Genomic DNA, 19,558 nt, shown 5'->3' with positions numbered 1-19,558 from the left:
AAATTTAAATTACACCCTTTTTTCTTAATTGGAAAGTTTTAGGATTTGAAGAAGATTTCCAATCTCCAATTGTAGATTATTTAAGGCTAATTCTGTTTTTTCCGGAACCTTGAGTTCTTTGATCCAAACGATGGGTTTACTTTTTTTGAGATGATACTTTTCAAGTTTTTTTGAAAAGGCCTGATTTAAAATCATCTCGGGGTAATCCCATGCAGATTCTGCAAGCGAAAAGGCAAAACCCGCTTTAAGTAATTCTTTAGGATTTGGCTGACTTTTTTCACCATGATAGATCATCAAAAAAAGGCCATTTCCAAACCAGTTTAGGATCCTGATATCAAGGCCTTTTTCAGGATCAAAATCCCGGACAAAATCCAATACCTGATACGGAAACCCAAGTAGATCATTGCCCTTGGAAATTTTTTTTCCTTTAGAAAAGGCATGGATTTGAGTTAGAGCTTCATTTGATATTGAATTTCCCAAGTCTTCAAAAAGCATTAAAAAGGCCGATTTTAGACGGTTTTGTCTTTTGATGAGATCTTGATCAAGCCAAAGATCCAGATCTAAGGAAAAATGGGAATCACGCATCTTACCATCTTAAGAGCGCCGATGCCCAAGTGAATCCGGAACCAAATGCCGCCAGACATATCAGATCATTTTCTTTGATCCTACCTTGTTCCCATGCTTCTGAAAGTGCAATTGGAATAGTCCCAGCGGTGGTGTTTCCCAAATACATGATGTTATTAAATACCTTCTCATCGGGTAGTTGCATCTTTTGCTGAATGTACTGGCTGATTCTTAAATTAGCCTGATGAGGAACCAATAGATCCACTTCTTCCTTGGTTACGCCATTGTAATCTAAGGCTTCTTGAATCACTTCCAAAAATCTAACGATTGCATGCTTAAATACTGCATTCCCGTTCATTTTGAGAAAGAAATCTCCCCGGTCGATCAACTCCTGAGATACTCTAACCTCTGCGCTGGAGCTTGGTCCGATACAATATAACTCTTCTGCATGGGTACCTTCTGAATGAAGATGGGTGCTCATGATTCCAGGCTGATCATTCTCCACAGCCCCAAGAACCACCGCTCCTGCACCATCCGCAAAGATTACTGCGCTAGAGCGACCTTCATTGCTTTTGTCCAGCCCGGAGGATTGAATTTCGGCTCCTACGACTAGGATCTTTTTATACATGCCTGTTTTGATAAATTGATCCGCTACCGAAAGCGCATAAATAAATCCTGAACACGCATTTTTGATATCAATAGCTCCAATGGATGTAAGTCCCAGTTCACGCTGAAGTAATACCCCATTACCAGGGACAAAATAGTCGGAGGTGATAGTTGCAAAGACGATAAAGTCTATTTCTTGAGGGTCAACCTTTGCTCGTTTTAGGGCCATTCTGGAGGCTTTGGCGGACATATTGGTAAGGGTGTCCACCCCTGGAGTAAACCAACGTCTTTCATGAATACCTGTTCGTTCCACGATCCACTCATTGTTGGTGTCCATCATTTTGGATAGCTCCTCGTTGGTGACAATACGCTCTGGGACATAATGGCCTGCACCAAGTATTCTGGACTTTTTCATCTGAATTTGGGTTTATTTTTAGGTATGAAAAAAGGACTGGCAATATCGCTACAAGCTGCCAATCCTACAAAAACCTTCTTTAGTTAGAAGGCTTATCCAAATAGGGTGTAATTCCCGAATTGATCCATGGGGGAAGTTCTCCGAATTATTCCCGGGGAATCGTTTTGAACGGAATTAACCATCGGGGAGACGGTATATGAAAGCATCAATTCAGCAGGGTAGGGCTTGAGCATTTTCAATAAGTCCTCTTCGCTGCTGTATTTATCCAGCCATTTTTTCTCATTCTCCTTGGATAGGATCACCGGCATGCGGTCATGAACCTCACTTACTACTTCGTTGGGGGAGGTAGTCAAGATCAAAAAGGTATGCTGAATCTCTCCAGACAGGCCTTCATATTCTTCCCAGATTCCTGCAAATGAAAAGAGATTATCTTCTCTCAAGGTGAACCGGTGAGGGATTTTAGTCTTTTTCCCCAACTTTTTCCATTCGAAAAATCCATCTGCAGGCACCAAACATCTCCTTTTTTCAAATGAACTCTTAAAAGATATTTTTTCATGTACCGTTTCTGCCTTGGCATTGATGAGTTTTTGGGAGACGGGCTTGTTTTGTCCGAAGTCGGGGGTAATTCCCCAGTAGAAGAATGAAAATCCCTTGGGGCTTTCCGAAGTGATGACTGGGACGAGTTGAGTAGGGGCGATGTTATAGCGAGGAGTGAAGTCGGCTAACATTTCAGCCTGAAATCTCTCTTCCAGGTCGATTTTACTTTTGCTTAGGGAATATCTTCCGCACATGATCAGAGAAAGCTAGATTTCTGGGGAAGTTAGAGATCATGGGTTATAAATTCAACTGCACGCCCTTCAGAATAATAGGTATTTTCAAAAAGGGCAGAAGAAAAGCCCACATGACCTCCATGTGAAGGAAATTCAAAATAGACTTGATCCAGTTTTTCAGCCAGATCTTTGGGGAAGCAGCTTTGGCTCAAAAATGGGTCATTGAGTGCATTGAGAACCAAGGTTGGCACTTGTATGCCCTCCAGAAAAAACAAAGAAGAATTTACCTGATAGTATTCTTCGGCATCTTTAAAACCGTGTAAAGGGCCAGTGAAAAAATTATCGAAATCACGAAGCGTCTTGACGTGGTTTAGAGCCCGGAAATCGATTTGCTGTGGAAATTTCTCGGATTTTCGAATGACTTTTTCCTTGAGAGACTTTAAAAAACGCTTCGAGTAGAGGAAGTTTTCCCGTGTAGAAATCTTGTCGCAGGATTTTCCCAAGTCAAGAGGCACAGATACAGCAACTCCTTTTTTGATTTTGGGGCTTCGGGATCTCTTCTCTCCCAAGTATTTCAAAGTAAGATTTCCGCCAAGACTAAAACCGACGAGGAAAATTTCGTCATATTTTTTTTCTGCATGATCCACCACCGTCTCCAAATCATAGGTCGCTCCGCTGTGGTAGAAAATGGGTTTATCATTTAGTTCTCCACTGCAACCACGATAGTTCCATGCTAGGACGTCGAAGCCATTTTGAACAAATTTCTTGGTCATCCCCAACATATAGGGACGCGAGCTGCTCCCTTCCAACCCATGGGAAATGATTGTTAATCTGTGATTTCCGTTGCAGTACCAGTCCAAATCCAAAAAATCTCCATCGGGTGTGGTAATCCGTTCATTTCTTGGGCTTTGAAAATTTACCCTTCTGGCCAAAGCGGGGTAGATGGTCTCTAAATGGCCGTTAAAGAGCCATTTGGGTCTTTTAAAACTCGAATCTTGTAATAGTGGCATATCTGTATTTTGCCCAAAAGGCTTTTCAAATTAGCTGATTTAAGTTTGAATAAAGCGTTTTAAAACCTATTTTTGGACACTTTAAAATAAACGAACAAGCTCGAAATTACCTATGGCCGAAATAATCAGAATGCCAAAAATGAGCGACACCATGGAAGAAGGTGTAATCGCTGCTTGGTTGAAAAAAGTGGGTGATACTGTAAAACCTGGAGATATCCTGGCGGAAGTGGAAACCGACAAAGCAACCATGGAGCTAGAATCCTACGAAGAAGGTGTGCTTTTATATATAGGAGTAAAAGAAAAAGACTCTGTTCCTGTGAATGGAGTAATTGCGATTATTGGAGAGAAAGGAGAAGATTTTCAACATCTTCTGAATGGAGATTCCTCTGCATCTGCTCCCAAGGCTGAAGAGCCCAAGGCTGAAAGTAAAGAAGTAAAATCAGAAGCTCCGGCAGCTCCTGCCGCTAAAATTGATACTTCCAACATCAATGCAACGGTAATCACCATGCCTAAAATGAGTGATACCATGCAAGAAGGAACAATCTCTACCTGGTTGAAGAAGGTTGGAGATTCTGTGAAAGCAGGAGAGATCCTGGCAGAAGTGGAGACTGACAAAGCTACCATGGAGCTCGAGTCCTATGAAGATGGAGTTTTATTATACATAGGCGTGGAGGCTGGAAACAGCGTTGCTGTGGATGGAGTCATCGCTGTTATTGGTGAAAAAGGAGCTGATTACCAGACCTTGTTAAAGGCTCATGAGTCTTCTGGAAGCGAGCCTGCTCCGCAGGAGGCCAAAGAAGAAGCTTCTCCGGCACCTGAAACCAAAAAAGAAGCTTCAGCAGCTCCAGCGACCTCTGCTCCAGCAGCTGCCCCTGCGGCCTCTTCAGGAGAAAGAGTTAAAGCTTCACCTTTGGCGAAAAAAATCGCAGAGGAAAAAGGCGTGGATATCCGACAGGTATCTGGTTCTGGTGAAGGAGGAAGAGTAGTAAAAAGAGATATTGAAAATTTTGTTCCGGCGGTAGCACCTGCAGCAGCAGTGGCTTCAGCTTCAGGAGCGACAGTTCCGGCTTTGGGTCAGGAAAGCTTCAGAGAAGAGAAGGTGTCTCAAATGAGAAAAACTATCGCCAAGCGATTGGCTGAAAGTAAGTTTGGTGCGCCTCATTTCTATTTGACCATGGAGATCAACATGGACAAAGCTATTGAAGCCAGAAAAAGCATGAATGAAGTTTCTCCGGTGAAAATTTCATTCAACGATATGGTAATCAAAGCAGCAGCGGTTGCATTGCGCCAGCATCCAAAAGTTAATTCCAGCTGGCTTGGTGATAAAATCCGATACAATGACCATATCCACATCGGCATGGCTGTGGCTGTAGAAGAGGGACTTTTGGTTCCGGTCATCAGATTTGCGGATAGCTTGTCTTTGTCTCAAATATCCAATCAGGCTAAAACCCTTGGAGGTAAAGCCAAGAATAAAGAACTTCAACCTAAGGACTGGGAAGGAAATACCTTCACCATCTCCAACTTGGGAATGTTCGGCATTGATGAGTTTACAGCGATTATCAACCCGCCTGACGCCTGTATTTTGGCAGTCGGAGGTATCAAAGAAACCGTCATTGTTAAAGATGGAGAGATGAAAGTTGGGAATGTCATGAAAGTGACTCTGTCCTGTGACCACAGAGTGGTGGACGGAGCTGTAGGATCTGCATTCCTTTTGACTCTAAAAAGCTTACTTGAAGATCCGGTCAGGATTTTAATCTAATATTCCTGCCAAAAAGTCCTGATTCCTCAGGACTTTTTGCTTTTGTATGGTTATTGAGAAAAGGAGTTACTTAGATATTAGAAAATAGTTAAAGGTATTTTCGATCTATTTTTGGGAAAAACTCTGAAACTAATAGCTGACTAACCAATACCGAACAACATTAGCTAAATGGAAAAAATCAAATCAACAACCGTCGTTGCGATTCGACACAATGGACAAGTCGTGATTGGAGCCGACGGTCAGGCCACCCTAGGAAATACCGTTGCCAAGAGTTCTGTGAAAAAAATCAGAGTCTTGCAAGGAGGAAAAATTGTTACCGGCTTTGCGGGATCTACGGCAGATGCCTTTACACTTTTGGAAAAATTTGAAGAGAAACTCAATTCTTTTGGGAATAATATGAAGCGTGCGGCGGTGGAGCTTGCTAAAGAGTGGAGAATGGACCGAATGCTTAGCCGATTGGAGGCAATGATGATCGTCGCCGATAAAGACGATATCCTAATTATATCCGGAACAGGGGATGTGATTGAGCCAGACATGGAAATAGCGACCATTGGTTCTGGAAGCATGTTTGCACAATCTGCAGCGCGAGCCCTGAAGAAATTTGCCCCCCAGCTTACCGCCGAGGAAATGGTCAGGGAAAGCCTTCATATTGCAGCAGATGTCTGCATTTATACCAATCACAACCTTGTCATTGAGCAGGTAAGAGATTGAGCCTAACCACAAATACTTACGAAAGCCAGAATATTTTCTGGCTTTTTTTGTTTTAAAGAAAACAGAAGTCGAAGCAAATAGGTTAATAATGAAGTAAATATTGATTTCCTATGGAGACTGCAACAGCCAAGAAAACGAGTAAGAAAGATCAAAGAAAACAGATATTGGAAGGGTATCTAACCTATGTATTGGAAAATGGCTCTCAGCCGGCTTCTGTTTTCAAGTTTGCCAAAAGCATCAAGCTGAAAGAAGAAGAATTCTACACCTATTTTACTTCTTTTGAATCCATCCGCTCAGCGATTTGGATGGGAATTTTTGACAATACAGTGCAATCCATTCAGGCACAGGAAGTGTATGAGTCTTACAGCTCCCGAGAAAAGTTCTTAAGCTTTTTGTTTACTTGGATTGAAGAACTGAAGAAAAACAGATCCTATCTCTTGTTGATGTATTCTGACAAAGTGAAATCACTCAAATCTCTTACTCAGGATACCAAAGAATTTAAAACTCAATTCAAAGAGTTTGCTACCGAGGTAATTGCCTCAGGGAAGGAGACACAAGAAATTGCCTCCAGACCCTATATCTCAGAAAAATACGACGAAGCACTTTGGCTTCAACTGGCCTTTGTATTCAGGTTTTGGCTTGACGACAATAGTCCAGGGTTTGAAAAAACCGATGCCGCCATTGAAAAAGCAGTAAACCTAGCCTTTGACCTGATGGGGAAAAGTGCCCTAGACTCATTCTTGGATTTTGCCAAGTTCCTCTACCAAAACAAATAAATCATGGCCAGCAAAGTAAGTGAGCAGGAGTCAATTCCTGTTTCAAAAGTTCAGCGTGCGACAAAGTTCATCACCACCGGTGCAAAAGTGGGTGGGAATTATGTAAAGCATTACGCCAAGAAAATGGTCAATCCAGCTTTGAACAAAGAGGAGCTTCATGAAAATAACGCCAAGGATATTTATAACTCCTTGAGTGAGCTCAAAGGTTCTGCATTGAAGGTTGCTCAAATGATGTCCATGGATAAAAACCTGCTCCCCAGAGCGTATCAGGATAAATTTACCATGGCACAATATTCTGCACCGCCACTTTCTTATCCATTGGTCATAAAGACTTTCCAAAAATATTTTGGGAAAAGTCCGGAGGAAATGTTTGAAAGTTTTTCCAGATCAGCAGTGAATGCTGCCTCAATCGGCCAAGTCCACCAGGCTTCACTAAATGGAAAAAAATTGGCAGTAAAAATCCAATATCCTGGAGTTGCCAATTCAGTCAGTTCAGATTTGAAGTTGGTCCGTCCATTTGCGCTCAGGCTTCTGAATATGAATGAGAAAGAGTTGGATCATTACATGGAAGAGGTAGAAGAAAGACTTCTTGAAGAAACTGACTACCATTTGGAGGTGGAACGCTCTAGGGAGATTTCTACGTCTTGCTCGGAAATCCCTAATCTGGTTTTCCCAACCTATTACGATGAACTAAGTTCGGAACGAATCATCACCATGGACTGGATTGATGGATTGCACATCAAAGAATGGATGGAAACCAATCCTAGCCAAGAGGAGAAGAATCAAGTCGGGCAAGCACTTTGGGATTTTTATCATCACCAAGTTCATAATCTATTGCAAGTACATGCGGATCCTCATCCAGGCAACTTTATTATTCAAAAAAATGGTAAGCTGGGGATCATTGATTTCGGCTGTGTGAAAGTAATCCCTGAAGATTTCTATACCGGGTATTTTTCTCTCATCAAAAAGGATTTGGGAATGAAAGAGGAAGAGTTGGAAAAGATTTTCTACAGATTGGAGTTCATTTCAGATAGAGATACACCTGAAGAAAAAATGTATTTCAAAGGAGTGTTCAGAGAAATGATTTCCTTACTCGGGAAGCCATTTCATGTGGAAAGTTTTGATTTTGCAGATGATGGCTACTTCGAACAGATTTTCCAGCTGGGAGATAGAATTTCCAACGACAAAATGTTCAAAAAGTCAAGACAGGCGAGAGGTTCCAGACATGGACTTTACATCAATCGAACCTATTTTGGACTGTATAATTTACTAAACCAACTACAAGCAAAAGTAACTACCACAAAACCAGATTGGTTGAATTAAAAAAGGGAGGCATTGCCTCCCTTTTTTATTTTGAATAGGTCAACCGATAAATGCAATTGGCCATATCGTCTGAAATCAACAAACTACCGTCAGGTAATTCTTGAACATCTACAGGTCTTCCCCAGACTTCTTGAGTGGCATCATTTAGCCAGCCAGAAATTAAAGTTTCCTGTCCAGTTACTTTTCCTGAGGAATCCACTTTGGCTACTACGACTTCATAGCCGGCTTTTTTGCTTCTATTCCAGCTTCCATGTTTGGCAATGATTGCGCTGTTTTTATAGGTAGTAGGAAACATCCCACCTTCGTAAAATCTCATTCCCAAGGGAGCATTGTGTGGGCCCATTTTCGCAGCCGGGGCTACATAAGCCGAGGCAGCCTTTCCCTTATCTCCGAATTCAGGATCTTTCACCGTGCCTGCATGCCAGTAAGGATATCCAAAATGCTGCCCTTTGGCAGTAGCACGATTCAATTCGCAGTCAGGAATATCATCCCCCATCATGTCGCGGCCATTGTCTGTAAACCACAATTCGGATGTGCCTGGTCTCCAGTCGAACCCTACCGTATTTCTCACGCCATGGGCATATACTTCCGGTTTGGACCCCGGTTTGGAAACATCTAATCTGGTAATGCTCGCATAAATAGGGTTCTCCTTTTCGCAGATATTACAAGGAGCTCCTACAGGCACATAAAGCATTCCATCCGGACCAAAGGCAATGAATTTCCAGCCGTGATGGGCATCGGTGGGATATCCATCATAAATGACTTCATATTTTGGGTTGGTTAGCGTGTTTTTGATGTCTTTGAAGCGTAGGATTCTATTTACTTCTGCGACATATAGGTCTCCGTTTTTGTAGGCTACTCCATTGGGCATGCGAAGTCCTTCCGCTAAAATAAATTTGGCATCAGCCTTACCGTCTCCGTTTTCATCGACTACGGCGTAGACATTTTTTTCTTGACGGTTTCCGACAAATACAATTCCATTATCAGAGATGGCCATGGATCTCGCATTTGGGATATCTGCTGCCCAAACGGAGATTTTAAATCCTGGCGGAAGCTTAAGCTGGTCAAGCTTTACCTCAGCCTTGGCATTTTGAATACTCCGTTTATTGTTGCTGTTCGGTGTAGAAATGGGGCTCAACTTACCCTGCCCACAGGCAGTAAGAGAGAATGCAGCCAAGAACAAACTGAAAATTATGGGTTTGAGGTGATTCATGTTTTTAGATTTTTCTAAAAGAAAGCTAATTCATTCGGATTTGTTTTCCCAATGAAGCGGGATAAGCGGGTCATTGGTTATTTTTGGGGCATGTTATCGATTAGTAATCTTTCTTATTTCATCGGCGGGCGACCGCTATACGAAAATGCCAACTTACACATCAAGCCAAAAGATAAAATCGGCTTGGTAGGACAAAACGGAACCGGGAAATCCACCTTATTGAAGATCATTAACGGGGATTATCAGGCCACGACCGGTGAGGTTCAAAAAGCGAAAGATTGCACCATTGGATTTCTAAATCAGGATTTGCTTTCCTACCAGTCCGATGAAAGTATTTTGAATGTTGCTCTAGCAGCTTTCAAGGAGACCCTCGCTTTGCAGGATCAAATTGACGAAGTACTGAAGCAAATGGAAAGTGACTATTCCGAGGAAATCATCAATAAACTTGCGATGCTTCAGGACCGCTTTGAGCGGAATGAAGGCTATACCATCAAAGCGAAGGCTGAGGAAGTGTTGGAAGGAATCGGTTTTCAAACCGCTGATTTACAAAAGCCACTTCGACAATTTTCCGGAGGATGGAGAATGCGAGTCATGCTTGCCAAACTTCTTTTGGAAAAGCCATCCTTGCTGATGCTGGATGAGCCTACCAACCACCTAGACTTACCTTCTATTCAATGGGTAGAAAATTATCTCAAGAACTATGAAGGAGCAGTAGTGGTGGTTTCTCACGACCAGACGTTTCTTGACAATTGTATTAATACTACCGTGGAGGTTGCCAACCAAACCTTAACCACCTATCCTGGGAACTATTCCTTTTATAAGGAAGAAAAGAAATTAAGGTCTGAGCTGCAGCAGAATGCCTATGAAAATCAGCAGCAAATGATCAAGCAAACCGAAAGGTTTATTGAACGATTTCGAGCTAAGGCTACCAAGTCCAACCAAGTCCAATCCAGAATCAAGGCATTGGAGAGACTTGACCGGGTGCATGAGGTGGTCAGCGACGAAGTTTTTGTGAACTTTAAGTTTAAATTTTCCCAAAAGTCGGGAAGAGATGTAGTCGTGTTGGATCATGTGTCCAAGGCTTATGGAGATTTGGTGATTTTGAAAAACACTTCCGCAAGAATAGAGCGAGGTGATAAAATTGCCTTGATCGGAGCCAATGGAAAAGGGAAATCGACCCTACTCCGAATTATTGACGGCTCCGAAAAAATCGAGGGAGAGCGCACAGAAGGACACAATTTGATCAAATCCTTTTTTGCACAGCACCAATTGGAAGCTTTGACCTTGGATAATGAAATCATTCAAGAAATGGCTCAAGCAGGAAGTGCCAAGTCGGAAACGGAATTGAGAAATGTATTGGGTTGTTTTTTATTCACCAATGACGATGTTTTCAAAAAAATCAAAGTCCTTTCTGGAGGGGAAAAATCAAGAGTGGCTTTAGCCAAGACCCTGATTTCGGAGGCAAATTTCCTTTTGTTGGATGAACCTACCAACCACCTTGATTTTCAATCAGTCAATATCCTGATTCAGGCGCTTCAGCAGTATGAGGGGACTTTTGTGACCGTTTCCCACGACAGACACTTTATTAAGGGGGTGGCTAATAAAATCTGGTACATCGAGGACCAAGAGATCAAAGAATATCCTGGAACCTATGATGAGTATGAATTTTGGAAAAGCCAACAAGCTGAGCTAAAGACTTCTCCTGTAGAGGAAAAACCAGCAAAAAAGGCTCAGCCCGAGACACCAAGAAACACTCCTGAAATCCAAAATGCGAAAAGAGAGCTGAAAAAGCTGGAGGAGCAACTATCAAAAATTGAAAAGGAGATCGAGTCTTTGGAGCTTTTGAAAGCAGAAACTGAAGAGAAACTAGGAGATCCTGATATCTACTCAGATGAGGAAAAAGCCTCAAAAATCCAGGAGGGCTATCAACGAATTCAAAATAGCTTACATGAGGCAAATGGAAAGTGGGAAGACTTGGTAGATCAGATCTCGACACTTCAAGAGAAAATCGCCTAATCAAAGTGTTTGGACTAAAATATCTATCTTCAGAAATGATCAGAATACTTCTTTCGGCAATTCTTTTACTATTAGGAATAGGGGAGAGCTTTGCTCAGGTTTTGGAGGATAGAATTTATTCTCAGGATGTCCAGTCGGTTCGACTTTTTCCTCTTGGAAATCAAACTGCCAGTCAGTTGGATGCTCCGGTAATATCCCTGAGTGACCAAAGGTCTTTGGTTCTGCTTTTTGATGACTTGGCCTATGATCCGGAATTATATACCGCAAAGTTGATTCACTGTAATGCAGACTGGCAGAAATCATCTCTTCGGGACAATGACTTTTCCATCAATTTTAATCAATACACGATTGAGGAATATGCGTATTCGGTAAATACAAGAATTCCATATATCCATTACAGATTCGAGGTTCCAAGGGTCACCAAATCAGGGAATTATATCTTGAAAGTCTATCGTAACCGCGATGAAAAGGATGTGATTTTGACTAAACGGTTTATGGTTTATGAGGATCTGTTCACTGTAGGTGCAGCAGTCGTACCTCCTACACAGTCGGAAGACAGAAGGGCTCTTCAGCAGATCAATACGATCATCAATTATTCCAAAGCCGAGGTGATGGATCCGAATACTCAAATCAAGATTTTAATTCGGCAAAATCAGCGTTGGGACAATGCAAAATACCTTTCCAAACCTACTTTCTTGAATGAAATGGCGAAAACTATTCGGTATGAGCCTTTTGATGGAAGCAGTACTTTTCGGGCAGGAAATGAATTTAGATTTGTGGATTTGAGGTTTATTAGAGCGACCGGTGTGAATGTCTCCTCAGTCAAGGTGGAGGAAAATATTATTTTGGCTGAGTCTAATCTGGATATTCCGAGACCCGGGGGCACCTATTCCCAATACCTGGATTTGAATGGACAGTATTTGGTTTTTACCAATGATCGACCCGGAGGAGATGCAGAAGTCGAAAGTGAATATATCTATACTACTTTCTATCTGAGAGCGGATCCTAACCGAAAAATCAAAATGATTGGATCTCTGACCGGTTGGGGAAAAAGCCAAGAGGCGGATATGAAATACGATCCGAAAAATAACGTGTATTCGACCTCTATTTTACTGAAGCAAGGCTGGTATGATTTCCAGTACGGGTATTCTGAAGGAAGCGAGATCAATACAGAGCCTCTGGAAGGAAGTCACTTTGAGACTGAAAATGAATACGAGGTATTCGTTTATTTCAGAAATCTGGGGAGCCGATATGATCAATTAGCTGGCTATGTGTATTTGCAACCCAATCGACGGAGGTTATAAAATAGCAAAGCCCTCATTTGAGGGCTTTGTTTTTTAATTTTCTTCAGACTCTCCGCCTTCCTCTTCTTCAGAGGTTGGTGCGACGTTTTGTCGAACCCTGTCGGATGGCTTATATGGAACAAACCCTTCTCTTTTGAATTTGTAGGTCGTCGTTCTGTTTCCAGATGGATGATTAGCCAAATCCAGCATTCCGAATCCTTTGTGCGTGAAGGCTCCAAGACCACATTTGAAAACGAAGTCTTGTACTTCTGGAGCGGCATAGAGCGTAAAAGGCAAAGTATAACCTCTTACTTCGTATTTCACATCCATGTCGTACACCGCATAGATTCTTGCGAATTTCTTCTGTTGTTCTTTCAACTTGTTGACGTAAGTCATATCAGGTACTACCTGAAACTTGTAGAAAGACTCCATTTGCTCTGGAGTGTACCAGCCAGATTTTTCCATTCTAGTCAATGTAGATTCATAGAGCAAGTCGGAAAATTCATCGCTGTCCGGATTAATAAATCGCTTTCCGATTTCTTCATTGAATGCCGGAGTAATCAACACCAATGGAGAAATACACACAAATTTGTTGGCTGTCTCCAATACAGGTTCAGTTTCCAATTCGGTGTATTCCGGGGAAAGGATCAAATTACCCAATTCGATTTTTGGCGTAGCAAAAACCTGTTCCAACAGGTAATCCATGAAGTCCTCGCTTTGGGAAGAGAGAACCAAGGTCACAAGGCTAGAGTAGTAGTGCAAACCGCTTCTACTGACCTTAGTCTGGCCTTTTAATCCTGAGAAATTGAAGTAGTTATAATTATAAAACTCTTCACGACCTCCTTTTACAATCAATCCTTTAAGGAACTGAGCCAGAATATACTGGTGATGGAAGGGTAGGTAGGACCCCTTGTTTTTTAGTGAAAATATTAGTCTAACTCTCACGGTGATTTAAAAATGAAATGAGACAATAATTGGAATAAAATACTTATGTTTTTGGGTGGATAAGCAGTGCTCAAAAGTACAAATAAAATTTAAAAAACCTCAAACATTGAATCTAAAATGCATTATATCACCGTCCTGAACGATATATTCTTTCCCTTCAATGGCTATTTTACCATTTTCTCTACATCCTGCTTCAGTCTTGAATTGTTGATAATCTGTCAATTTTATCACTTCAGCTTTGATAAATCCTCTCTCAAAATCAGTATGGATTACACCTGCAGCTTGGGGCGCTTTCCAACCTTTACGGATAGTCCAGGCTCTAACTTCCTGAGGACCAGCGGTAAAGTAGGTGATTAGGTTGAGCAAAGCATAAGCTCCTGAAATCAACTTGTTCAAACCGCTTTCTTCCAAACCGTATTCTGAAAGAAACATCTCCTTTTCTTCAGGATCTTCAAACTCAGCTATTTGAGATTCAATAGCTGCGCAAAGAATAATTACGTCAGCATTTTCTTCTTTTACTTTTTCTCTAAGCTGGTCTACAAATTTATTTCCGGTATGGATACTTTTTTCATCCACGTTCGCTACATAGAGAACCGGCTTGATAGTCAATAAATGTAAATCCCTAACCGCCTCTAAATCTTCTTTATCCACTTCCACAGCCCGGGCATTCAATCCTGATTGAAGGCCGGATTTGAAAAGCTGAAGCGTTTCTAGTTCTTTCTTTGCTTTTGCATCTCCTGACTTGGCTATTTTTTCTATTCGCTGGATTTTTTTCTCCACCGATTCCAAATCCTTAAGCTGAAGCTCTGTGTCTATGACTTCTTTGTCGAAGATTGGATCCACACTTCCTGCTACATGGACGATGTTTTCGTCCTCAAAGCAACGGATCACGTGAATAATGGCGTCCACTTCACGGATATTTGCCAAGAATTTATTTCCCAGCCCTTCACCCTTGGAGGCACCTTTTACCAGACCCGCGATATCTACAAATTCAATGATAGTAGGTACAACGCGCTGCGGACTAACTAATCCCTCAAGGGTTTTTAGCCTGTTGTCAGGTACAGTTACTACGCCGACGTTGGGCTCAATAGTACAGAAAGGGAAGTTTGCTGCCTCTGCTTTGGCACTGGATAGTGCATTAAACAAGGTGGACTTACCTACGTTTGGAAGTCCCACAATGCCACATTGTAAAGCCATTAATTTGTTGCTTTGATTTTAAAGATTCGGTACGATTTGTATCCCGAGTAAAACTCCATCACAGACACTCTGAAAATGGTATATACCGGAATGGCAAATATCATCCCCACTACTCCGGCGATTTTTGCCCCGGCAAAGATAATAACAAATATTTCAAGGGGATGAGCTTTCACAGACTTGGAGAAAACCAATGGCTGAATCAGCACATTATCAGTGATTTGTACCACAGAAAAAACTGCCAGTATTTTGATCAAAAGGTAATTGTACTCTTGTTGTGTGTCAAATGTACCCGTGGAAAGTCCGACTATTATCCCAAAAGTAGCTCCCAATATGGGGCCGGCGTATGGGATTAAGTTGGCAATGGCCGCAAAAAGCGCGATTGTCAAAGCGTATTCAATCCCAAGTAATCCCAGCCCCATTCCTGCAATCAGGAAAATTAAAGTCATTTGAATCAGGAGACCTGAAAGATAATTGGAAAGCAGCTTTTCCACCTTGGTGAAGGTGGCGACTGAAATTTCAAAATAGGAGTTTGGGATCAGGTTTAGCAGGTTTCTTCTCAATAGGCCATTTTCTAATAAAAGGAAAAAGGTAATGAAAGCAATTGCCATCATTCCCACAAAAATTGAAGAAGTAATTCCTATGACCCCACTGATAAATCCTCCCAAATCAATTCCTTTGAAAAACCCAATGACGGAGGACTTTAACTCAGTCAGAAGAATTCCGGGATCATTTTCCATCAGTTTATTTCTAAAAAGGAAGTTCTCGAGCAACGAGAGAGGCTCCTGCAACTGATTGTAAATCGAATCTAAGTCTAATTGAGAAAGAAGAGATACCTGGTCATTGATCAATGGGAAAAAGACCATTCCAAACAGGAAAATCAGCAATAAGATGGCTCCATAGGAAATAAGAATTGCGATCCATCGAGGAATATGCTGTCCAAAAATGTGGAAATCGTTGATTTTATTCGTCAGCGGCCTGAGGATTGCTGCGATTATCAGGGAAATAACCAGATAGGAGGTGACGTTGGAGAAATACCAAGCGAACACCAAAAAGGCAAGTATGAATAGAATCAGGTAAAGGAAAAACCGCTGCATATCATCAAAAGAAAAAGGAGGCTTAGCCTCCTCAAAGATAGTAGAATACAGATGGTCAGGAAGAAATTCCTATTCCCATTTTAACTCGTCATTCATTTCGTTTTCCGAATCTTCATTTTCATAGCGCTCAAAATCGAAATCAGGCATCAAATCAGTTTTGATATGATCTACAGCCTCGTTAAGTGCATTGACAAATTTGAAGAAATCTTCCTTGTAGAGGAAAATCTTGTGCTTTTCGTAAGTGAAACTATCTCCATTTACTCTTCGCTTGCTTTCGGTAATAGTAAGATAGTAATCATTGGCTCGGGTTGATTTGATGTCGAAAAAGTAAGTTCTCTTTCCAGCCTTTACTTTTTTAGAGAATATTTCTTCTCTATCATATCCTCGATGATCTTCCACAGTGCTTTCTTTTTGGGTTGAAATGTGAATTAAGTGCAACTAAGATAAATGAAAAGAAACCTACAATTCAAAATGGAAGTTTGTTTTTTTTGAATTAATGGGCGAATCTTTTTTGCAATCGGCTAAAAATCAGAAGTTAATTAGGAATTCGTACAAACAAAAAAAGTGGCTTTCGCCACCTTTATTCTCCATGAAGAAAAGCTTTTTTGGCCAGTAATTCCTCCTCAGTCTCTGGATGATCAGGATCATCCACACAGCAATCCACCGGGCATACTGCCGCACACTGTGGTTCTTCGTGGAATCCATTACATTCTGTACATTTTGCAGTGACGATGTAATAAAATTCATCTGAAACAGGTTCCTGCTTCTCGGTAGCACTGACTACTGTGCCATCTTCCAAGGTCACTTCTTTTAGGTTTGTTCCACCTCCCCAAGTCCACTCTACTCCACCTTCATATATTGCTGTATTTGGACATTCAGGTTCGCATGCACCGCAGTTGATGCATTCGTCTGTAATCATTATCGCCATGGTTGCATTTGTTTAGGAGTTCAAAATTACAATCTGAACAACATACAGACAAAAAAAAAGTTGTCATACTAATTAATTTAAAATAATTCCATCCTTAGGAGCCTTTTCAATAACTTTGGGCTATGAATTCAATTTTGACATTAGAGGAGAGAATTTCTGCTTTGGTAGCGCTGGGAATGAGAATTTCCAGCTTAGGATCTGAAGAAAAAGAAAGTCTGGCAAGAAGGTCACATCATCAAAATAATTGGTTTACGCAGGATTCCATTTTTTTGGCCTTGGACGGAATTGCTTTTCTTCTTGAGGAAAATAACCTTCGAAAATGGGTGAGTGCCTATACTTTACCAGAATTGAAGGAACCGAAAAATGTCGGAATCATTATGGCAGGGAATATTCCCGGTGTGGGATTTCATGATTTGGTCTCAGTTTTGATTTCAGGCCATAAGGCTTCCATTAAGCTGAGCTCTGCGGATTCATTTTTTTCTACTTGGCTGATTCAGGAGCTTACTGATTTTGAGCCACGGCTGAAGCCTTTTATTTCCTTGGAAGAAATGCTCAAAGGAAAAGATGCTTATATCGCAACAGGAAGTGATAATTCCGCAAGATATTTCAATTACTACTTTGGAAAGTATCCCAATATCATCCGCTCCAACCGAACATCTGTCGGAATTCTCACAGGGTCTGAATCTGATCAGGATTTGGAAGATTTAGGATTTGATATTTTTTCCTATTTCGGATTAGGCTGTAGAAATGTATCTAAACTCTTTGTCAAAAATGAGGAGATCCTTCATAGACTTCTGGGGATATTAGAGAAGTATAAATATGTAGCAGACAATCATAAATACCTGAACAATTACGAGTACAATAAGTCCATTTACTTGGTCAATCGAGTAGATCATTTGGATAATGGATTTCTCCTGCTCAGAGAAAGCAAAGAGCTGGTCTCCCCGATTGGGGTGTTGTACTACGAATACTATGAGGATGCTCCACAATTGATCCAGGAGTTGGAATCTCAAAAAAATAAAATTCAAGTAATGGTAGGAAAGAGATCAGAGTGTCCTGCTTTCATCCCATTTGGAACCGCCCAAAAGCCAGCCCCATGGGATTACGCAGATAAGGTGGATACTTTGAAGTTCTTATCCAGTCTGGTTTAGTTAACTCCTGGATGAGTTTCCACAAGGGGTAAGGTGAAACAAAACTTGGAGCCTTCCCCGACTTTGGAGTTGATTGTCAATTTTCCTCCGTTTTTAAAAATATACTCTCGGGCAAGGATCAGTCCAAGGCCAGTGCCGCTTTCGTTATTTTGGCCTCGCGTGGTGAAGGAGGTACCAGAGTTTAGCTTGGTCAAGTTTTCTTCCTCAATTCCCACTCCAAAATCTCTCACACAGACAGTAACCTCTTTTTCATTTTTAGATAGGCTCACTTCCACCTTTTGATGGGGAGGAGAGAATTTGATCGCATTGGAAATCAGATTTCTGATAACCAGTTCCAGCATGTTTTTATCAGCTTCGACCCAAGTCTCCTCAAGGTTTTCAAGTTCGATGCTGATATTTTTTTCTTTGGCGATTCTTTGGAGAAGGTTTTTTTGACTTCTTAAAATTGTGGTGAGCTCCAATTCCTTTTTGACTATGTGCTCACCGCGCAATTGTGAACTGGTCCATGCCAATAGGTTTTCAAGGAGATTAGCTACTTGCTCCATATTTCTGGAAACCTCCGGAAGAATCTCCAAGAATTCTTCATGAGATATCAGTCCGCTTTGTGTCAGATGAATAAGCTCTTTGACTCCAAAAATCGGTCCCTTGAGATCATGGGAAATGATACTGAAAAACTTGTCCTTCAAGTTGTTCAATTGCTGAAGTTCAACCGCTTGTTGTTTTAGTTTTTCGTTTGTTTCAATCTCCTGCGTAATATTTTCAATCAAGAGAAGATGACCTGAAATCTGATTTTTTTTATCCAACAAGGGGACGAGTTCCAATTTTAAAAATGGTTTAATGTCATCAAGCTCCAACTTGGACTCGCTTTTATTATCATAGGACTCCACGTAGAATTCCAGGATTTTCGGACGAGTTTTAAAAAGTTCCTCGGCACTTTGTCCAATTCTTACGAGTTCAGAATTACTGAAAAGGGATTTCACTGCTGGATTGAAATCGACAATTTTCTTTTTGGGATCAAGGACCAAAACTCCTTGAGAAAACATTTCAAGGATTTTGTCCCGAACTATGGGCTTGAGATCTAAAAGCTTAAATCTCACAATTGCAATCCCTACGAATAAGTAGGAAAATAGAAATGCGAAAGGGGTAAGGTCTAAGCCATTGAAAGGTTTTAAAATGGAAGTTTGGTAGAGTAGATTTAACAATAACGGGAAGAATCCACCGATGATTAGAAGCCGGGTTAGAATTCTAAAGTGGACATTGGCAAATCGAAACCTTTTCCAAAGGATCAAGGTGCCTAGAAAAAAGCAGATATAGGCATATGCAGTTTGCACATAATACCAAATGCCATTTTCAATCCCCAATAATGGAATGGGGCCCGAATCAATCAACCAGTAACTTTTGTAATGTAAGTGATGCCATGAATTGGTGGCTACCAATCCGTAGCTAATTAGGGCAAATGACAAAAGCCCTTTTGTAATGAGCCTGACTTTATTGGAGTCAACACTGGTATATTTCATGGAAAAAATCATCCAGCAAGCTGGAGCTGATAAGAGACCGAGATATTCGATCTTGGTCCAAAACAGCATGTCTCTTACTTCTGTGTGGAGAAGCTCAATCCCATAAAAAAATCCCCAAACAGCGATGGAAAACATCGTGAAGCCTATCCAACGCAAGGAGTCCTTAAACTGGAATCCAATGCTTGCAGAAATCACCCCTACTATCAGCCCGGAAACGAGCAAGATCATTGCGTAAGGATTGCTGATAAACTCCATCAAATAAGGAAACTGGAATTTTAGG

18 protein-coding genes are annotated in these 19,558 nt (G+C 41.3%); 7 read left to right on the top strand and 11 right to left on the bottom strand.

Features of this window, described 5'->3' with window-relative positions; translation table 11 throughout:
* Positions 1 to 24: 24 nt before the first annotated feature.
* The 4 genes from G458_RS0100845 to G458_RS0100830 all read right to left on the bottom strand — a co-directional run bounded on the left by G458_RS0100845 (position 25) and on the right by G458_RS0100830 (position 3,365).
* Complete coding sequence (locus tag G458_RS0100845) at positions 25 to 495, bottom strand: hypothetical protein (protein ID WP_157359645.1); 471 nt, start codon at positions 493 to 495, stop codon at positions 25 to 27.
* Between the two features lie 91 nt (positions 496 to 586).
* Positions 587 to 1,585 carry a 3-oxoacyl-ACP synthase III family protein gene (locus tag G458_RS0100840; RefSeq protein WP_026950219.1) on the bottom strand — a complete coding sequence of 333 codons (999 nt, stop codon included), beginning with the start codon at positions 1,583 to 1,585 and terminating at the stop codon, positions 587 to 589.
* A gap of 92 nt (positions 1,586 to 1,677) precedes the next feature.
* On the bottom strand, positions 1,678 to 2,376 hold the full coding sequence (locus G458_RS0100835) for an SOS response-associated peptidase (RefSeq protein ID WP_026950218.1): 699 nt from the start codon (positions 2,374 to 2,376) through the stop codon (positions 1,678 to 1,680).
* A 29-nt stretch (positions 2,377 to 2,405) separates the two neighbouring features.
* A complete protein-coding gene (locus tag G458_RS0100830; RefSeq protein ID WP_026950217.1) occupies positions 2,406 to 3,365 on the bottom strand; it encodes a YheT family hydrolase in 960 nt (319 codons plus the stop codon).
* A gap of 112 nt (positions 3,366 to 3,477) precedes the next feature.
* Between G458_RS0100830 and G458_RS0100825 the strand changes: the two genes are divergently transcribed.
* From G458_RS0100825 to G458_RS0100810, 4 genes are all read left to right on the top strand, one after another.
* Entirely contained in the window at positions 3,478 to 5,124 is a 1,647-nt protein-coding gene (locus G458_RS0100825; RefSeq protein WP_026950216.1) for a pyruvate dehydrogenase complex dihydrolipoamide acetyltransferase, read from the top strand.
* Positions 5,125 to 5,292: 168 nt separating this feature from the next.
* The gene (gene hslV, locus G458_RS0100820) at positions 5,293 to 5,835 is read left to right on the top strand and encodes an ATP-dependent protease subunit HslV (protein WP_026950215.1); all 543 of its coding nucleotides are present in this window, start codon (positions 5,293 to 5,295) and stop codon (positions 5,833 to 5,835) included.
* A 110-nt stretch (positions 5,836 to 5,945) separates the two neighbouring features.
* Complete coding sequence (locus G458_RS0100815) at positions 5,946 to 6,611, top strand: TetR/AcrR family transcriptional regulator (RefSeq protein ID WP_026950214.1); 666 nt, start codon at positions 5,946 to 5,948, stop codon at positions 6,609 to 6,611.
* Positions 6,612 to 6,614: 3 nt separating this feature from the next.
* Positions 6,615 to 7,934: an ABC1 kinase family protein gene (locus G458_RS0100810; protein ID WP_026950213.1), complete on the top strand. Its 1,320-nt coding sequence runs from the start codon at positions 6,615 to 6,617 to the stop codon at positions 7,932 to 7,934.
* 25 nt (positions 7,935 to 7,959) lie between these two features.
* On the opposite strand, the gene G458_RS0100805 is transcribed toward G458_RS0100810, so the two are convergent.
* A complete protein-coding gene (locus G458_RS0100805; RefSeq protein ID WP_026950212.1) occupies positions 7,960 to 9,147 on the bottom strand; it encodes a PQQ-dependent sugar dehydrogenase in 1,188 nt (395 codons plus the stop codon).
* Positions 9,148 to 9,237: 90 nt separating this feature from the next.
* On the opposite strand from G458_RS0100805, the gene abc-f reads away from it, so the two are divergent.
* Together abc-f and G458_RS0100795 are read left to right on the top strand one after the other, a co-directional pair.
* Positions 9,238 to 11,163, top strand: coding sequence for a ribosomal protection-like ABC-F family protein (gene abc-f / locus G458_RS0100800; RefSeq protein WP_026950211.1), 1,926 nt, complete (start codon positions 9,238 to 9,240; stop codon positions 11,161 to 11,163).
* 35 nt (positions 11,164 to 11,198) lie between these two features.
* Complete coding sequence (locus tag G458_RS0100795; protein ID WP_026950210.1) at positions 11,199 to 12,467, top strand: type IX secretion system plug protein; 1,269 nt, start codon at positions 11,199 to 11,201, stop codon at positions 12,465 to 12,467.
* Between the two features lie 33 nt (positions 12,468 to 12,500).
* Here the strand turns inward: G458_RS0100795 and cas6 are convergent, their stop codons facing one another.
* The 5 genes from cas6 to G458_RS0100770 all read right to left on the bottom strand — a co-directional run bounded on the left by cas6 (position 12,501) and on the right by G458_RS0100770 (position 16,610).
* The gene (cas6, locus tag G458_RS0100790) at positions 12,501 to 13,391 is read right to left on the bottom strand and encodes a CRISPR-associated endoribonuclease Cas6 (RefSeq protein ID WP_026950209.1); all 891 of its coding nucleotides are present in this window, start codon (positions 13,389 to 13,391) and stop codon (positions 12,501 to 12,503) included.
* A gap of 99 nt (positions 13,392 to 13,490) precedes the next feature.
* Entirely contained in the window at positions 13,491 to 14,588 is a 1,098-nt protein-coding gene (ychF, locus tag G458_RS0100785) for a redox-regulated ATPase YchF (RefSeq protein WP_026950208.1), read from the bottom strand.
* Positions 14,588 to 15,682, bottom strand: coding sequence for an AI-2E family transporter (locus G458_RS0100780; protein ID WP_026950207.1), 1,095 nt, complete (start codon positions 15,680 to 15,682; stop codon positions 14,588 to 14,590). The genes ychF and G458_RS0100780 overlap by 1 nt, the downstream gene beginning before the upstream one ends.
* A 69-nt stretch (positions 15,683 to 15,751) precedes the next feature.
* Complete coding sequence (locus tag G458_RS0100775) at positions 15,752 to 16,081, bottom strand: DUF3276 family protein (RefSeq protein ID WP_026950206.1); 330 nt, start codon at positions 16,079 to 16,081, stop codon at positions 15,752 to 15,754.
* Between the two features lie 181 nt (positions 16,082 to 16,262).
* Positions 16,263 to 16,610, bottom strand: coding sequence for a 4Fe-4S binding protein (locus G458_RS0100770; RefSeq protein ID WP_026950205.1), 348 nt, complete (start codon positions 16,608 to 16,610; stop codon positions 16,263 to 16,265).
* Between the two features lie 122 nt (positions 16,611 to 16,732).
* Between G458_RS0100770 and G458_RS0100765 the strand changes: the two genes are divergently transcribed.
* On the top strand, positions 16,733 to 17,761 hold the full coding sequence (locus G458_RS0100765) for an acyl-CoA reductase (protein ID WP_245579209.1): 1,029 nt from the start codon (positions 16,733 to 16,735) through the stop codon (positions 17,759 to 17,761).
* Here the strand turns inward: G458_RS0100765 and G458_RS0100760 are convergent.
* Entirely contained in the window at positions 17,758 to 19,506 is a 1,749-nt protein-coding gene (locus tag G458_RS0100760; protein WP_169719242.1) for a sensor histidine kinase, read from the bottom strand. The two genes, G458_RS0100765 and G458_RS0100760, sit on opposite strands and share 4 nt — an antisense overlap.
* Positions 19,507 to 19,558 lie beyond the last annotated feature (52 nt).

Origin of the sequence: Algoriphagus mannitolivorans DSM 15301 (genome assembly GCF_000429425.1) — a bacterium.
Lineage (GTDB): Bacteria > Bacteroidota > Bacteroidia > Cytophagales > Cyclobacteriaceae > Algoriphagus > Algoriphagus mannitolivorans.
This window is presented reverse-complemented; position numbering and strand designations above follow the sequence as displayed.

What these genes read in the sequence shown, in the direction of transcription:
- G458_RS0100845 (WP_157359645.1), bottom strand. Translation starts at nt 495, where the DNA reads ATGCTTTTTGAAGACTTGGGAAATTCAATATCAAATGAAGCTCTAACT.
- G458_RS0100840 (WP_026950219.1), bottom strand. Translation starts at nt 1,585, where the DNA reads ATGAAAAAGTCCAGAATACTTGGTGCAGGCCATTATGTCCCAGAGCGT.
- G458_RS0100835 (WP_026950218.1), bottom strand. Translation starts at nt 2,376, where the DNA reads ATGTGCGGAAGATATTCCCTAAGCAAAAGTAAAATCGACCTGGAAGAG.
- G458_RS0100830 (WP_026950217.1), bottom strand. Translation starts at nt 3,365, where the DNA reads ATGCCACTATTACAAGATTCGAGTTTTAAAAGACCCAAATGGCTCTTT.
- G458_RS0100825 (WP_026950216.1), top strand. Translation starts at nt 3,478, where the DNA reads ATGGCCGAAATAATCAGAATGCCAAAAATGAGCGACACCATGGAAGAA.
- hslV (WP_026950215.1), top strand. Translation starts at nt 5,293, where the DNA reads ATGGAAAAAATCAAATCAACAACCGTCGTTGCGATTCGACACAATGGA.
- G458_RS0100815 (WP_026950214.1), top strand. Translation starts at nt 5,946, where the DNA reads ATGGAGACTGCAACAGCCAAGAAAACGAGTAAGAAAGATCAAAGAAAA.
- G458_RS0100810 (WP_026950213.1), top strand. Translation starts at nt 6,615, where the DNA reads ATGGCCAGCAAAGTAAGTGAGCAGGAGTCAATTCCTGTTTCAAAAGTT.
- G458_RS0100805 (WP_026950212.1), bottom strand. Translation starts at nt 9,147, where the DNA reads ATGAATCACCTCAAACCCATAATTTTCAGTTTGTTCTTGGCTGCATTC.
- abc-f (WP_026950211.1), top strand. Translation starts at nt 9,238, where the DNA reads ATGTTATCGATTAGTAATCTTTCTTATTTCATCGGCGGGCGACCGCTA.
- G458_RS0100795 (WP_026950210.1), top strand. Translation starts at nt 11,199, where the DNA reads ATGATCAGAATACTTCTTTCGGCAATTCTTTTACTATTAGGAATAGGG.
- ychF (WP_026950208.1), bottom strand. Translation starts at nt 14,588, where the DNA reads ATGGCTTTACAATGTGGCATTGTGGGACTTCCAAACGTAGGTAAGTCC.
- G458_RS0100780 (WP_026950207.1), bottom strand. Translation starts at nt 15,682, where the DNA reads ATGCAGCGGTTTTTCCTTTACCTGATTCTATTCATACTTGCCTTTTTG.
- G458_RS0100770 (WP_026950205.1), bottom strand. Translation starts at nt 16,610, where the DNA reads ATGGCGATAATGATTACAGACGAATGCATCAACTGCGGTGCATGCGAA.
- G458_RS0100765 (WP_245579209.1), top strand. Translation starts at nt 16,733, where the DNA reads ATGAATTCAATTTTGACATTAGAGGAGAGAATTTCTGCTTTGGTAGCG.
- G458_RS0100760 (WP_169719242.1), bottom strand. Translation starts at nt 19,506, where the DNA reads ATGATCTTGCTCGTTTCCGGGCTGATAGTAGGGGTGATTTCTGCAAGC.